Annotated in this window: 12 protein-coding genes; 8 read left to right on the top strand and 4 right to left on the bottom strand. The window is 61.4% G+C overall.

What is annotated here, in order from left to right:
- Window positions 1-195: 195 nt before the first annotated feature.
- Complete coding sequence (gene ispG / locus J4721_RS07235) at window positions 196-1,317, top strand: flavodoxin-dependent (E)-4-hydroxy-3-methylbut-2-enyl-diphosphate synthase (RefSeq protein ID WP_014875035.1); 1,122 nt, start codon at window positions 196-198, stop codon at window positions 1,315-1,317.
- 171 nt (window positions 1,318-1,488) lie between these two features.
- Here ispG and J4721_RS07230 read toward each other — a convergent pair whose 3' ends face one another.
- Both J4721_RS07230 and J4721_RS07225 read right to left on the bottom strand, forming a co-directional pair.
- Entirely contained in the window at window positions 1,489-2,262 is a 774-nt protein-coding gene (locus tag J4721_RS07230) for a DsbA family protein (RefSeq protein WP_211002392.1), read from the bottom strand.
- Window positions 2,259-3,647 (bottom strand): M48 family metalloprotease, encoded by a 1,389-nt coding sequence (locus J4721_RS07225; RefSeq protein ID WP_211002493.1) that lies wholly within the window; start codon window positions 3,645-3,647, stop codon window positions 2,259-2,261. Before J4721_RS07225 ends, J4721_RS07230 begins: the two co-directional genes overlap by 4 nt.
- On the opposite strand from J4721_RS07225, the gene J4721_RS07220 reads away from it, so the two are divergent.
- The 6 genes from J4721_RS07220 to J4721_RS07195 all read left to right on the top strand — a co-directional run bounded on the left by J4721_RS07220 (window position 3,646) and on the right by J4721_RS07195 (window position 12,673).
- Complete coding sequence (locus J4721_RS07220; RefSeq protein ID WP_211002393.1) at window positions 3,646-4,794, top strand: pyridoxal phosphate-dependent aminotransferase; 1,149 nt, start codon at window positions 3,646-3,648, stop codon at window positions 4,792-4,794. The genes J4721_RS07225 and J4721_RS07220 overlap by 2 nt on opposite strands.
- Before the next feature lie 177 nt (window positions 4,795-4,971).
- On the top strand, window positions 4,972-6,282 hold the full coding sequence (locus J4721_RS07215) for an N-acetylmuramoyl-L-alanine amidase (protein ID WP_211002394.1): 1,311 nt from the start codon (window positions 4,972-4,974) through the stop codon (window positions 6,280-6,282).
- A 224-nt stretch (window positions 6,283-6,506) separates the two neighbouring features.
- Window positions 6,507-9,008, top strand: coding sequence for a PBP1A family penicillin-binding protein (locus tag J4721_RS07210; RefSeq protein WP_211002395.1), 2,502 nt, complete (start codon window positions 6,507-6,509; stop codon window positions 9,006-9,008).
- 178 nt (window positions 9,009-9,186) lie between these two features.
- Complete coding sequence (gene prfB, locus J4721_RS07205) at window positions 9,187-10,311, top strand: peptide chain release factor 2 (protein WP_014875029.1); 1,125 nt, start codon at window positions 9,187-9,189, stop codon at window positions 10,309-10,311.
- Between the two features lie 143 nt (window positions 10,312-10,454).
- Complete coding sequence (locus J4721_RS07200) at window positions 10,455-11,879, top strand: amidase (RefSeq protein WP_102854860.1); 1,425 nt, start codon at window positions 10,455-10,457, stop codon at window positions 11,877-11,879.
- 23 nt (window positions 11,880-11,902) lie between these two features.
- A complete protein-coding gene (locus J4721_RS07195; RefSeq protein ID WP_102854859.1) occupies window positions 11,903-12,673 on the top strand; it encodes a DUF2189 domain-containing protein in 771 nt (256 codons plus the stop codon).
- Between the two features lie 18 nt (window positions 12,674-12,691).
- Here the strand turns inward: J4721_RS07195 and J4721_RS07190 are convergent, their stop codons facing one another.
- Entirely contained in the window at window positions 12,692-13,498 is an 807-nt protein-coding gene (locus tag J4721_RS07190; protein WP_014880358.1) for a helix-turn-helix domain-containing protein, read from the bottom strand.
- 219 nt (window positions 13,499-13,717) lie between these two features.
- On the opposite strand from J4721_RS07190, the gene J4721_RS07185 reads away from it, so the two are divergent.
- Window positions 13,718-14,200, top strand: a complete 483-nt coding sequence (locus tag J4721_RS07185) for a hypothetical protein (protein WP_014880357.1) — start codon at window positions 13,718-13,720, stop codon at window positions 14,198-14,200.
- 127 nt (window positions 14,201-14,327) lie between these two features.
- Here the strand turns inward: J4721_RS07185 and ilvN are convergent, their stop codons facing one another.
- Window positions 14,328-14,888 (bottom strand): acetolactate synthase small subunit, encoded by a 561-nt coding sequence (ilvN, locus tag J4721_RS07180; RefSeq protein ID WP_014875024.1) that lies wholly within the window; start codon window positions 14,886-14,888, stop codon window positions 14,328-14,330.
- Between the last annotated feature and the right edge of the window lie 2 nt (window positions 14,889-14,890).

Below are 14,890 nucleotides of genomic sequence, written 5' to 3'. Positions count from 1 at the left end.
GGCGAGTTGACCGTCAACGTGTCGACCGGAAATCGGGTGGTGTCACGGCGCCCGTATCACCTGCACCGTCGATCTGATTGCCTGCCCGCTTGCGACATCTGGCCCGATCCTTGCAGGAATGCCCACCCACCATTGAAGCCGCGCCAGACTGCGCGTATCTATGCCCGGAACCCTGAACAGCGCGGACCGGACCTCATGTCGATCAACCATATTCGCCCCTGGCGCCATATCGAACGCCGCAAGAGCCGCCAGATCCATGTGGGCAATGTGCCTGTCGGCGGCGATGCACCGATTGCGGTACAAACTATGACCAATACGCCGACCACCGATGTGGCCGCAACGGTGGCGCAGGTTCAGGCCGCAGCCGAGGCCGGCGCGGATATTGTCCGGGTGTCGGTCCCGGATGAGGCGTCCTCCAGGGCACTGAAGGAGATCGTTCGCGAAAGCCCGGTGCCCATCGTTGCCGATATCCATTTCCACTACAAACGCGGCATCGAAGCGGCTGAGGCCGGGGCCGCCTGCCTGCGCATCAACCCGGGTAATATCGGTGATGAGAAACGCGTGGCCGAGGTGATCAGAGCAGCCAAGGATCACAATTGCTCCATTCGCATCGGGGTGAATGCGGGGTCGCTGGAAAAACATCTTCTGGACAAATACGGGGAACCCTGTCCGGAGGCGATGGTGGAGTCGGGCCTCGATCATATCCGCATACTGCAAGACCATGATTTCCACGAATTCAAGATATCGGTGAAAGCCTCCGACGTCTTCATGTCCGCTGCCGCCTACCAGCAGCTGGCCGAGGCAACCGATGCGCCGATCCATCTTGGCATCACCGAGGCGGGTGGCTTTGTTTCCGGCACCATCAAATCCGCCATCGGCCTCGGCCAGCTGTTGTGGATGGGCATCGGTGACACCCTGCGGGTCAGCCTCTCTGCCGATCCGGTGGAGGAGGTCAAGGTGGGCTTTGAAATCCTGAAATCCCTCGGCCTACGCCACCGCGGCGTCAATATCATCTCCTGCCCCAGCTGTGCTCGGCAGGGGTTTGATGTGATCAAGACGGTCGAGGCGCTCGAAAAACGCCTGGAGCATGTGAAAACCCCGATGAGCCTCAGCATCATCGGCTGTGTGGTGAATGGCCCGGGCGAGGCGCTGATGACGGATGTCGGCTTCACCGGCGGCGGTGCGGGCTCCGGCATGGTCTATCTGGCGGGCAAGGCAAGCCATAAGATGTCCAACGCGCAGATGGTGGATCATATCGTCGAAGAAGTGGAGAAAAAGGCGGCTCAGCTGGATGCAGAGGCAGCTGCGGCGGAATAGGTGCGTCACCAACTGACAAACAGATGAACAAAAGGGCGCTGTGATGAGATCAGCGCCCTCTTTCTTTTGTCTGTTTTGCCTGTCATCTTTCCCGAAATACTCCGGGGGTCTGGGGGCTGGCCCCCAGTTCGCCCTGTGTCTGGGGCCGACCTGCGCTGCGCCCCAGAAAAGTCAGCTGCGCTTTTCGCGAATATCGGCGACCATGATTTCCATCTGGTCAGCAGGCAGATAGCCACGCAGCAGCTCATCGCCCAGAACGAAGGTCGGTGTGCCGGAGATTGCCAGCTGCTGCGCCAGGGCGCGGGTGTCTTGCAGCTGACGCGCGATTTCGGGATCGGACATCCGCGCGAGGATCGCATCCGCGTCCAGATCCAGCCCTTCGGCGAGACGGCGCAATGTGCCCTCATTTGGCTCACCGCTGAGGGTGATCAGCGCGTCATGGACGTCCTTGTAGGCGTCATCCCCAGCCACCAGCCGGGTGGCGATGGCAAAGCGGGAGGTCAGCACCGAGGCCTCGCCCAGGATCGGAAATTCCTTGATGATCAGGCGGATATTGCCGTCACCTGATACCAGCTGCTCGACCTCGGGGGCGGCGCGGCGGCAGTAGCCACAGCGATAATCCATGAATTCCACCAAGGTGATATCGCCATTGGGATTGCCGCCGACCCAGGAATAGCCGTCCTCATGCAGCGCTGTCAGGTTTTCAGAGACCAGCGCATCATCACGGGCGGCCTCATCGGCGGCTTGCTGCTGTTCCAATTTGTTGACGGCTTCCAGGATCACCTCCGGATTTTCCAGCAGATAGGCGCGGACCTCGGCGCCAAATGCGGCACGCTCGTCGTCGCTCATCTTGCTGAGATCCAGCGCCTGAACAGCAGGGGCAACCATCAGCCCAAGGGCCAGTGCCGCGGCAGAAACTGCGGGGAGGCGGGTCAAACGGGTCATCTTGATTTCCTTTTTTCGTTTTGTTCAGCAGCGATCAGCACGTCTTGTGCACGCCGCCAGGCAGTGGATCCGGTGGGCAGTTGGGCGGTTGCGCGTTTGGCATGCAGCCCTGCGTCCTTCAGCCGTCCCTGTAGCGCATAGCGTTCGGCGGTGGCCAGTGCAGCCATGCCGGACTGGCCAAGTTTCGCGTAGGCCTGCGCCATGTCCCGCAGCATTGCGGCATTGCGAAAATCCCGTGCGCGGGCGGCTTCCAGCGACTTGATTGCCGCCTTGGGCCGGCCTGAAGCCAATTGCGCGCGCCCAAGACTGGCGAGGATCAGCGGGTCACGTCCCGCCTGTTGCACCGCGCGACTATAGGCGGCAAGGGCTGGTTGCCAGCGGCGGTTCTCCATCAGGATCTGGCCCTTCAACTCCTGATAATAGGGATCAGACGGGCGCAGGGCGAGGGCGCCGTCGATAGCGCGCAGAGCCTTGTTCAGGTCGTTGCGTCGATGATGGGCGATGGCCTCTCGCATCAGGCGCACGTCCTTGTAAGGCTCATCCGCGACACGGCGCAGGGTCCATTTGGGTGAGCGCGTAAAGGCCGACAGCTTGCCGCGCACCCGGGCGAACCAATAGATCGCATTGGCATCGGGTTTGGCAGTGTCGCCATGGCTTGCCAGATAGGCTTCGGCGGCGCGGATCCGGTCGCGGCTAAGCGGATGCGAACGCATGTAGGGATCCTGATTGACCGGGCTTAGCAGCTCTTGCCCGGCAAAGATCTTATGGACATCGACCAACCCGCGCGGGCTGACCCCGGCTCGTTGCAAGATGCCTGCAGCGGTGCGGTCGGCGGAGGCTTCCTCGGCGCGGGTGTGGGCCAGAAACCCGCGCAGGGCAGAGGATTGCGTGCCAAGGGCGATACCTGCTGCGGCCTCGCCTGCGCCAGCGGCGGCAGCCAGGACAGCAAGTGCAGCCCCAAGGCCAGCTGCAGAGCGAGCCGAACGCATATTCTGCATCCGCCGGGACAAGTGGCCATTGGTGATATGGGCCGCCTCATGGGCGATCACGGCTTGCAGCATCTCGGGGCGGTCTACCTTTAGGATCAGCCCGTAATGGATGAAAATCGTTTGAGAATCGACGACGAAGGCATTGAAGGAACCATTATTGACGACCAGCACCCGGACCCGTTTCGCATTCAGACCTGCGGCGCGCAGTACTGGGGCTGCCAGCTCATTCAGCCCGCGTTCAATATCGGGATCACGCAGCAGCGAAATCGAGGCTGCCTGCGCGGATGACGCCAGGGATCCCGCGACGAAACAGAGCGCAGCAAGGGCCAGAGCCGGGATTGACGCGAGGCGGGAGAAGCGGTCAAAGGTCATGGCCGCACCATGGGAGATCAACATGCGAAACTCAAGCCGGTCCAACGTCGATCCCTTCATTGTGATGGATGTCATGGAGGCCGCCCGCCGCGCCGAAGAGGCAGGGCGCCACATCATCCATATGGAGGTGGGCCAGCCGTCCACTGGCGCGCCCGTTGCCGCGCGTGAAGCGCTGGCCAAGGCCTTGGATCACGACAGTCTGGGCTACACTGTGGCGCTGGGTCTGCCTGCGCTGCGCAAACGGATCGCGCAGTTATATGGCGAATGGTATAATGTTGATCTGAACCCTGAGCGGGTGGTGGTTACCCCCGGATCATCCGGAGCTTTCCTGCTCAGCTTTACGGCGCTGTTTGACAGTGGTGACCGGGTGGGCATCGGCGCGCCGGGCTATCCCTCCTACCGTCAGATCCTGCATGCGCTGGGGCTGACACCCGTTGATATTGAGACCTCGCTGGATCACCGCCTGCAACCGGTGCCGCAGGATTTGACGGAGCTGGATCTGGCGGGGCTGATGGTGGCCTCTCCGGCCAATCCCACCGGCACCATGCTGGACAAACCTGCGATGGCGGCCTTGATCGACGCGGCACAGGGGCAGGGGGCGGCGTTCATCTCGGACGAGATTTATCACGGCATCGAATATGAGGCGAAGGCGGTGACGGCGCTTGAGGTGACGGATGAGTGCTATGTAATCAACTCGTTCTCCAAGTATTTCTCCATGACCGGCTGGCGCGTTGGCTGGATGGTGGTGCCGGAGGATCACGTGCGGGTGGTCGAACGCATCGCCCAGAACATGTTCATCTGTGCGCCCCATGCAAGTCAGGTGGCGGCTTTGGCGGCGATGGATTGCCGCGACGAGCTTGAGGGCAATCTCGCCGTTTATGCGCGCAATCGCGCGCTGATGCTGGAAGGTCTGCCAAAAGCAGGTTTTGATCGGATCGCGCCACCGGATGGGGCGTTCTATGTCTATGCAGATGTGTCTGAGTTGACCCATGACAGCCGCGCCTTTGCCAAGGAAATTCTGGACGAGGCCGGGGTGGCGGTGACGCCGGGGCTGGATTTTGATCCCAAGCGTGGCGCGACCACATTGCGGTTTTCCTACGCGCGCTCAACCGCCGATATGGAGGAGGGGCTGGCACGGCTGACCACCTTCATGGCGGCGCGGAGGGGCTAGGTCTCTAGCCCTGAACATCGGGCAGGCTGTGCCGCAGGATGAGGCTGGCCATCCGGTCCCGCAATGGCCTAGTCTGCCAGCAAAATATCTGTGTAGCCAAAGCGGCGCATCCTCTTCCCTTGCTCCGGACCGGGCGCAACAGGGGCGGGCAGAAATGGATCCGGGCAGAACAGTACAATGGGCAGAACAATAGCCATGAGCAGAAAAACAATGGTCCTTGCGGCGCTGCTGCCGGTTTTGATGGCGGCACCGCTGGCGGCGCAGGACGCCGCCGAGGCGGTCGGCACGCCAACACCGCAAGTGATCTCACAGGTGCCACAGGGGTTTAGCGGCCTCGCGCGGATCGAGCCGCAGGGAACCGGGGCGGAGGACCGCCGCTCCGGGACGGATATCACCTTGGGGCTAAGCCAGGGCGTGCCGTATCGGCTGTTCACGCTGGCTGCGCCGCCGCGTGTGGTGCTGGATTTTCAGGAGGTCGACTGGAGTGGTCTGAGTGCTCAGGCACTGGTCACGGAAGATGGCATTACCGCTGCGCAATTCGGAACCTATGTGCCGGGGTGGTCGCGGCTGGTGCTGGCGCTGGCGCAGCCGATGCAGATTGACACGGCAGCGATGGATATCGATCCGGTGACGGCGGCGGCCCGACTGTCGGTGGCGTTGCGCGAGACCACGGCCGAGGAGTTTGCCGCTACGACCGGCGCGCCACGCGATGCCCGCTGGGATCTGCCCGCGCCCACCCCGATGATCGCGCGCGAAGCAAAGGATTCGCTGGCCCCTCTGCTGATCGTCATTGATCCGGGCCATGGTGGTATTGATCCGGGGGCGGAAGCCTTCCTTCAGGGAGGGCTGGTGCAGGAAAAGGATCTGATGCTGCAATTCGCCATTGAGCTGGGGGAGATGCTGGTTCGCTCTGGGCAGTTCAATGTGCAGCTGACGCGGGATGACGATTATTTTGTCTCGCTTGAGCGGCGGATTGCGCTGGCGCATCAGGCCAAGGCGGATCTGTTCCTGTCGCTGCATGCTGACAGCCTATCGGAAGGGCGTGCCCATGGCACCACGGTGTATACGCTGTCTGACGATGCCTCTGATGCGGCATCTGCAACGCTGGTGGAGCGGCAGGAGCGGGGCGATCTGCTGGCGGGCACCGATCTGAGCCAGGCCGATGACCGGGTGACGGATGTGCTGCTGGATCTGGCGCGGGTAGAGACTCATCCCCGCAGTCAGGCGCTGGCGCGGGCGTTGGTAAAGGGGCTGAAGAGCCAGGGCGGGGCAATGAACCGCCGACCGCTGCGCGAAGCCGGGTTTTCTGTGCTAAAATCAGCCGATATCCCATCGGCTCTGGTGGAAGTTGGTTTCCTGTCCAGCCCCCGTGATCTTGCCAATCTGATGGACCCGGAATGGCGCGAGCGCACGGCGCGGGGCATTCTGAACGGGCTGTTGTCCTGGCGCATCGCGGATGAGGAGACGCGCCCGCTGGTGCGTCAATAACCTCCGGTGGTTGGTTGTTGCCAACGGCGAGACCGTCTGTCGATGTCGGTCAGCTGCGTGAGAGCGGAACCAATGAGGCGGATGTGAGGTTTGTTATCCGGGGACAGCCATCCATGCTTTCCCCCTGTTTTCTCCGGGTCGGCGGCATCAATATGCCGTTTCCCGTTTTGACCCCACGCGCCGCTGCACCTATATAGGCGGCACTGCGCGAGAAAGGCTCTACTGTGGTCAGATTTATTCTATCGTTCTTTGGTTCCATCTTCAGCACCATCACGCTGGGCATCGCAATGATTGCCCTGACCATTGGTGCGGTGTTCTGGATCTATGGCCGGGATCTGCCCAGCCACGAATCCCTGGCGCAGTATCAGCCGCCGACCATCAGCCGGATCTACTCCGGCGAAGGGGCGCTGATTGACGAATTTGCCCAGGAACGCCGCCTGTTCACCCCGTCGGAAGAAATTCCCGATCTGGTGAAACAGGCCTTCATTTCGGCTGAAGACAAAAACTTCTACAGCCACAAGGGCTATGACATGCGCGGCATCGCCGCTGCTGCGGTTGAGGCGGTGCGGTCGCGAGGATCAAACGTGCGCGGCGCCTCCACCATCACCCAGCAGGTGATGAAGAACTTTCTTCTGTCCGGCGACCGCAAGGCAGAGCGTAAGGTCAAGGAACTGATCCTCGCCTCCCGGCTTGAGGAAACGCTGAGCAAAGACAAGATTCTAGAGCTCTACATGAACGAGATCTTTCTGGGTCAGAACTCCTATGGGGTGACAGCTGCGGCGCAGACTTATTTCAACAAGACGCTGAGCGAACTGACCCCGCATGAGGCCGCGACGCTGGCATCCATGCCCAAAGCGCCCTCCGACTACCATCCGGTGCGTCAGAAACAGCGCTTGCTGAACCGCCGCAACTACGTGCTGCGTGAAATGCGCGAAAACGGCTATATCTCTGATGCGGTTTACAAGGTCGAGGTCGATCAGCCGCTGCGCTCGGTCCAGAATGGTGATTTCGACAGTTTCCGCACCGCGCTGCCGCCGCGGGACTACTTCACCGATGAAATCCGCCGCCAGCTGTCCGAAGACTTTGGCGAAGGGGAATTCTTCACCGGTGGCTTTACTGTGCGTGCCACCATCGACGAGGAAATGCAGACCGAAGCCGCATCGGCATTGCGCGCAGGGCTTGAGAAATACGACCGTTCGCGCGGGAACTGGCGCGGCACCGGTGTGACCCTTGATGCGGAGGCGCTGGCCTCGGAAGAGAGCTGGCGTGCGGCGTTGAGCAACGCCTCGGTGCCCCGCGACATTGATCTGGGCGGCAAGTGGCATCCGGCGGTGGCGCTGGAGGTCGGCGACCAGAGCCTGCGTGTGGGGATCGAAGATGTGGCCGAGATCGGATCGGTCCCGCGCTCGGACATCAAATGGATGAAGGGCAGCTTCAAGGACAATATTTCCGCGGGCGACGTGGTACTGGTCCGCGCCGTGGAGAAAGACGGCGCACTGCAACATTGGTCGCTGCGTCAGGTGCCCGAGGTTCAGGGCGGCTTTGTCGCGATGGATGTGAACACGGGCCGCGTTCTGGCCATGCAGGGTGGGTTCTCCTACCAGCATTCGGTGTTCAACCGCGCCACACAGGCGCAGCGCCAGCCGGGGTCCAGCTTCAAACCCTTTGTCTATGCGGCAGCGCTGGACAGCGGCTATAGCCCCGCCACAATCGTTGTGGATGCCCCGATTGAGATCAACACCCCGCAGGGGCTGTGGCGTCCGAAAAACTCTACCAATAAATTTTACGGCCCAACGCCGCTGCGCACCGGGATCGAGATGAGCCGGAACCTGATGACCATTCGTCTGGCACAGGAAGTCGGCATGGAAGTGGTTGCGGGTTATGCCGAACGCTTTGGTGTCTATGACAATATGGGGGCGTTTCTGGCCAACTCACTCGGGGCGGAGGAAACCACACTGTATAAGATGGTGGCGGCCTATGCGATGTTTGCCAATGGCGGCGAACGGGTGCAGCCGACGCTGGTGGACCGGATTCAGGACCGCCGGGGCGAAACCATCTATCGCCATGATGACCGCGACTGCGTTGACTGTGCCTCGCCCGCGCTGGCGGCGGGACAGGCGCCCCGGATCGTGGATAACCGCGAGCAGGTCATGGATCCGATCACGGCTTATCAGCTGACCTCAATGATGCGGGGGGTGGTCGATCGCGGCACCGCCTCAAGCGTGATCAACCTGCCGGTGCCCACTGCGGGCAAAACCGGGACGACCAACGACTCGCGCGATGTGTGGTTTGTCGGCTTTACCTCAAATATTGTGGCGGGGTGCTACATGGGCTTTGACCAGCCGCGTCCGATGGGGCGCGGGGCCTACGGGGGCACAATGTGCGGCCCGGTGTTCCAGCAGTTCATGCAGAAAGCGACTGCAAAATACGGTGGGGGTAAATTCGCCGTGCCAGAGGGCGGTCATTTCATCAAGATCGACCGCTATACCGGCGCACGCCTTGCTGATGCGGCCTCGGGTGGCAATGTGGTGGCAGAGTATTTCCGCGATGGCGCCGAGCCGATCTTTGGTCTGGCGTTTGACGGTGGCTTTGCGATGGGGTCAAACCTGCCGCTGTTTGAGGAAGCCGCGCAGTCGGCGCGCCGTGTGACCACATCGGATGGCGGCACTGCTGTTCTGGGACCAAAGGCCACGTTTGGCACCATCAGTTCCGGCGGGCTTTATTGACGCCTGCTAAGGTGAGCGGACTTATCTGAGGGGCGGGGCGTGGAAATCATGACCCCGCCCGTTTTATGCCGTGCGGTGGCGTGGCGCGCCAATCGCGCCGCGCTCTGCCGCCCCGGCTTGCCCGCAGAGCGCGGGTGGTTTATCACGCAGGCCTGATACGTGATTTCAAGGGATTGCCATGCGCGCCGAAACTCAGAACATCGTGGCCGATATCGAAAAGTCGCTGGAGCTTTTGGCACAGCGTCTGGATTGGGAAACCGCCGAGTTCCGCCTGGAAGAGTTCAACGCCCGCGTTGAGGATCCCAACCTGTGGGACGACGCCGATGCGGCGCAGGCCCTGATGCGCGACCGGCAGATGCTGGTGGACGCCATCGACACCTACAAGTCCATCAAACAGGATCTCAGCGACAATATGGAGCTGATCGAACTGGGAGAGATGGAAGAGGATGCCGAGGTCATTTCCGACGCCGAAGCAGCCTTGAAAACGTTGAAAGAAAAAGCCGCCGAGAAGGAGCTGGAAGCGCTTCTGGATGGTGAGGCCGACAGCAACGACACCTTTCTCGAAATTAACGCCGGGGCCGGGGGCACCGAGAGCTGTGACTGGGCGTCGATGCTGGCGCGGATGTATGTCCGCTGGGCAGAGAAGAAAGGCTACAAAGTCGAACTGCAGTCCGAAAGCGCGGGCGAAGAGGCGGGTATCAAATCCGCAGCCTACAAGATTTCCGGCCATAACGCCTATGGCTGGCTGAAGTCCGAAAGCGGCGTCCATCGTTTGGTGCGAATTTCGCCTTACGATTCAGCGGCCAAGCGCCACACCTCGTTCAGCTCGGTCTGGGTCTACCCGGTGGTGGATGACAATATCGAAATCGACGTGAACCCCTCGGACATCCGCATCGATACCTATCGTTCGTCGGGCGCGGGCGGCCAGCACGTCAACACCACCGACTCGGCGGTGCGGATCACCCATGAACCCACCGGGATTGTGGTGACCTCCTCCGAGAAGTCGCAGCACCAGAACCGCGATATCGCCATGAAAGCGCTGAAATCGCGACTGTATCAGCTGGAGCTGGACCGCCGGAACGCGGACATCAACGCCGCCCATGAGGCGAAAGGCGATGCCGGTTGGGGCAACCAGATCCGGTCTTATGTGTTGCAGCCCTATCAGATGGTAAAGGATTTGCGCACCAGCCATGAGACCTCGGATACCAAGGGGGTGCTCGATGGTGATCTGGACGGCTTCATGGCGGCTACACTGGCGCTGAATGTGGCGGGCAAGAGCCGCTCGGAGGCGCAGGGCGACTGATCGCGCCACCGCGCTGGCCCGGATTCGCAAGCGCCAGACCTTCTGGTTGAATTCATCGAGACCCGTTTGCCCCGGCAAGCGGGTTTTCTTTGTGTTTTGGCCCGGCTAGGCTGCGGCTAACGGCCATCCAGGAGCGCCTTTCGATGAGTGAGACCACAACCAGCGCCCGCGAGACCCTGCAGGATATCTCTTCCGGTCGGCGCACGGCAGTTGCGCTGATGGAGGAGACGCTGGCACGCATTGATGCGCTAAATCCCAGCCTCAACGCAATCGTGGCGCTGCGGGACCGCGAGGTGCTGATGGCGGAGGCCGCGGCGGCAGACCGATCGACGACGCGGGGGCCGCTGCATGGGCTGCCGATGGCGATCAAGGATCTGGCCAATGTGGCAGGCGTGCGCTCTACCCAAGGCTCGCCTTTGCTGGCGGATTTTGTCCCACAGCAGGATGACCTGATGGTGGCGCGGCTGCGGGCGGCGGGGGCTCTGTTTATCGGCAAGACCAACACCCCGGAATTCGGGCTTGGCTCGCATACGTTCAATCCTGTCCATGGGGCCACGGCGAACCCCTATGACCACAGTCGCAGCTGCGGTGGCTCGTCAGGTGGCGCGGCGGTGGCGCTGGCGACAGGGATGGTGGCGCTGGCCGATGGCTCCGACATGATGGGATCTCTGCGCAACCCTGCGGGGTGGTGCAATGTCTACGGCTTCCGGCCCAGCTGGGGGCGGGTGCCGGGGGAGCCGCGGGGCGATCTGTTTCTGCATCCGCTCTCGACCAATGGTCCGATGGCGCGCTGCCCGGAAGATCTGGCGTTGCTGCTGGATGTGATGTCAGGACCGGATCCACGCCAGCCGCTTGCGGCCACTGCCGGGACGGGGCGTCGTGTCTCGCCTTTGCCGGAGGCGCGTCCGATGCGCATTGGCTGGCTGGCGGATTGGGGTGGGGCCTATCCGATGGAGTCGGGTATCCTGGAGACCTGTGAGACGGCGTTGGAGACCCTGCGCACTCTGGGTCATCAGGTTGAGACGCTGGCGCCGCCCTTCGCCGCGGAGCGGATCTGGCAAAGCTGGAGCACGCTGCGCTCATTCTCCGTGGCTTCGGGTCTCCGGGTTTTTGGTGGGCAGATGCAGCAGCTGAAAGACAGTGCCCAATGGGAGCTTCAGCGTGGGCTCGCCCTGAGCGGGCAGGAAATACAGGCGGCGTCGGACCTGCGCTCGGACTGGCAGCGGGTCGCGGCGCGCCTGTTCTCGCAATATGACGCATTGGTTTTGCCGACCGCACAATGCTGGCCGTTCGACATTGCGCTCGATTACCCCCAGGTGATCGGGGAAACCGCAATGGACAGCTATCATCGCTGGATGGAGGTGGTGACACCTGTCAGCCTTATTGGGCTGCCCTGTCTGGCTGCCCCCGCTGGGTTTGGCCCGGCCGGTCTGCCGATGGGGATACAGATTTTTGCGGCACATGGGCAAGACCGGGATTTGCTGGCGTTGGGACAGCAGTATCACTGCGCAACCCGTTGGCCAGAGCGTCGCCCGCCGCAAACGCCATCAACAACTGCCGCCCGCTGAACAGCCGCATCAGGAGACCCCGCATGGAAGAAAAAGCCTTTGGAGTGCCCGATTTGCAGCCGATGACGCTGGCAACGCTGGGACAGGCGTTGCGGCACGGCTGGGAGGATTTTCGTGCCAAACCGGGCTACGGGTTGTTTTTCGCCAGCGTTTATGTGCTGGCGGGATGGATCATGGCCTGGATCACCGTGGCGACTGGCACCACCTTCTGGCTGGTGCTGGCGGCGATCGGGTTTCCGCTGATCGGGCCGTTTGCGGCGGTCGGGCTTTATGAGGTGTCGCATCGACTGGAGCAGGGGGAAGCGCTGGGGTTTGGCGCCATATTGGGGGTGGTCTGGCAGCAAAGTCGTCGTCAGCTACCGTCGATCTGCGCCATTATCATCATCGTATTCCTGTTCTGGTTCTTCCTCGGACACATGATTTTTGCGCTGTTTCTGGGACATTCCACAATGACCAATATCTCCAGCTCGCCGGAGGTGTTCCTGACCGCGAACGGGGTGACCATGCTGGCTGTGGGCAGTGCGGTTGGTGCGATTTTTGCACTGCTCCTTTATATGATTACGGTGCTGTCGCTGCCGCTCTTGCTGGATCGCGAGGTGGATTTTGTCACTGCAATGATCACCAGTTTTTCCTATGTGCAGAGCAATTTTGTGCTGATGATCCTCTGGGCGGCGGGTATTGCTGCGGCAACATTCGTGGCGATGCTCCCGGGGTTTCTGGGTTTGCTGCTGGTGCTGCCGCTGCTGGGCCACGCCAGCTGGCATGTCTACCGGCTGATCGCGGCGCGGACCTGAGGAGCGGCGGCACCTCTCTTATCTGAACCGGGTGCCGACACCCAGCAACCGCTGCTGAAAGGGGCTGAGTTCGTGTTGTTCGACAAATCCTGCCCGTCGCGCCGTGCGCAGGATGACACCGTGGTTCTGCCCCAGATATTCATAGACCATACGCGTGACGCGATCTGCGGTCTCGCTTTCGCGGCTGGTGCGTGCGACATAGCCGGCCCAGACATTGGCCTCCATCGCAGGCACGTTGGCCAGATAGTTGAAGGATGAGGTGCGCCCGCCGCGCCGCGCCAACGTGAAGGCGACCCCATCATCATAGGCCGAGGCGTAGCCACGAAATTCACGGGATTTCGCATCGGCTGGCAGTCCCTGATAGCGCATGGCGGATTTTGCCTCGTAGCCGCGGATATAGGTGATACCTTCGCTGCGAAATACCCGCACCAGCCCCAGAATGTAGCGATCCGTCCGCACGAAGCTGCGGCGTAGAAACTGGTAAAGGCCGGACGGAAAAAACGCTTCGGTCATATTGGTGACGCCGGGACCCAGAAAATCGTTCAGAAATGGTCCCTGCAGGATTTGTCCCTTGCAGGAGAGCTGCGCGACCGGGTCCAGCAGGATGCGGGCATCCACATCAAAGAAATTGCAGATCCTGTCCAGAACATCGGGCCGTGGAAAGCTCTCACCGGTCAGGTATCGGTTGAACTGCGTTCGGTTGATGCCCAGACGCCGCGACAGTTCTGATATCGATGGGTAATCCCTGGCCAGTTGCCGCAGGTTGGCACCAAACATATTGCGCAGCTCGGCAGGGGATCGGTCGGGCTGGCTGGGCTGGCTCACGAAGGTCTCCTCTATGTTGGTAAGTGGGGTTAATACCAGATCTTGCGGTTACCCAAGGGAAGGCATATCCCATTTGTAGATAATAGTCGCGAAGCTGACGCTACATAGCATCAATTCTGCGCAAACCGACACAAATTGGTACAGGTTTTTTCAGATGTTTTTGGTGTTCCTCCAGCATGATTTATCTCAGAATGGGTCGGGTCCAATGTGAGGTATGATATGATTGGTGTCGTTCTGTGGACCGACTACGACCTACGGCAGGCTGTGATCTGGTGTGAAGATCACGGGGATCTGGTCTACTATCGCTGGACCTCTCTGGATGAGCCGGTAGTGCTCAGCAAGGGGGATTGCGTGGCATTTCAGGTCGAGACGAAAGGCGCCCTGCGGTTGGCCTGCGATCTGCGCCTCATCGAGGAAAGCCAGAGCCCGGAGTTGGCCGCCAAACTGGTCCGGGCAGAGCATGAGGCCAATCTGTACCCGCCGAAGTCCCGGTCCAATGCAACTGTCATGTCTTGGGAAGATGCGCGCCGCGATCCGCTATATCCCACCGCTGAGGAGGCGGAGCGGCAGGAGTATGGGCCGTCGCAGAATAGCCTCCACGATGTGTCGGATCCCCGCCCAACCGGCGGTGCGACAGTGGTCTCTTTTCCGGATAAGAAGGCAAGGGAAGCCCGCGCGCAGGCAAAGCGGCGCAGCGGTTAACGCTCGGGACGCACGGGCGCCGCAAGCCATTATGTGGCCTTGGGTCAGGTGCCGTCAGTACCTAGGTTTGTCCAGCAAAAAGGGGCCGCGCGGACGCAACCCCTATCTGGTATTTCAGCGGATCTGATCAGTTGCCGCGCAGCAGCGCTGCGACACCGGTGCGGGCGATTTTGGTCAGCCCCAAGGGCCGCATCATCTCTGCAAAGGCGTCGATTTTGTCCGGTGCGCCGGTCAGTTCGAAAATGAAACTGTTGAGCGTGGTATCGACCACCTTCGCGCGGAAAATCTCGGCCAGGCGCATCGCCTCGACGCGTTTTTCTCCCTCGCCGACCACTTTCACGATGGCCAATTCACGCTCGACAAAGGGACCTGCCACGGTGAGATCGGTGACCTCATGCACGGACACGATCCGACCCAGCTGCGCCTTGATCTGCTCAATCACCTGCGGGGTCCCGGTGGTGACAATGGTGATGCGCGACAGATGACCGGTGTGGTCGACCTCAGCCACGGTGAGGCTGTCGATATTGTAGCCGCGACCGGAGAACAGGCCAATGACGCGGGCCAGAACGCCGGGTTCGTTTTCCACCAGAATGGTGATGGTGTGGCGTTCCTGAACATCCGAGAAATTCGGACGTAGGTTATAGGCGGAGTGGCTGGTGGAGCCTTTTTTGATGTGTAGGGCAGACATTC

The sequence above is a fragment of the Phaeobacter sp. HS011 genome (assembly GCF_018101215.1).
GTDB classification, from domain to species: Bacteria; Pseudomonadota; Alphaproteobacteria; order Rhodobacterales; family Rhodobacteraceae; genus Phaeobacter; species Phaeobacter inhibens.
This window is presented reverse-complemented; position numbering and strand designations above follow the sequence as displayed.

Bases quoted from the DNA above. Each gene is read 5' to 3' on its own strand.
- J4721_RS07220 (WP_211002393.1), top strand. From the start codon at position 3,646: ATGCGAAACTCAAGCCGGTCCAACGTCGATCCCTTCATTGTGATGGAT.
- ilvN (WP_014875024.1), bottom strand. From the start codon at position 14,888: ATGTCTGCCCTACACATCAAAAAAGGCTCCACCAGCCACTCCGCCTAT.
- J4721_RS07200 (WP_102854860.1), top strand. From the start codon at position 10,455: ATGAGTGAGACCACAACCAGCGCCCGCGAGACCCTGCAGGATATCTCT.
- prfB (WP_014875029.1), top strand. From the start codon at position 9,187: ATGCGCGCCGAAACTCAGAACATCGTGGCCGATATCGAAAAGTCGCTG.
- J4721_RS07225 (WP_211002493.1), bottom strand. From the start codon at position 3,647: ATGTTGATCTCCCATGGTGCGGCCATGACCTTTGACCGCTTCTCCCGC.
- J4721_RS07230 (WP_211002392.1), bottom strand. From the start codon at position 2,262: ATGACCCGTTTGACCCGCCTCCCCGCAGTTTCTGCCGCGGCACTGGCC.
- J4721_RS07185 (WP_014880357.1), top strand. From the start codon at position 13,718: ATGATTGGTGTCGTTCTGTGGACCGACTACGACCTACGGCAGGCTGTG.
- J4721_RS07215 (WP_211002394.1), top strand. From the start codon at position 4,972: ATGGGCAGAACAATAGCCATGAGCAGAAAAACAATGGTCCTTGCGGCG.
- ispG (WP_014875035.1), top strand. From the start codon at position 196: ATGTCGATCAACCATATTCGCCCCTGGCGCCATATCGAACGCCGCAAG.
- J4721_RS07195 (WP_102854859.1), top strand. From the start codon at position 11,903: ATGGAAGAAAAAGCCTTTGGAGTGCCCGATTTGCAGCCGATGACGCTG.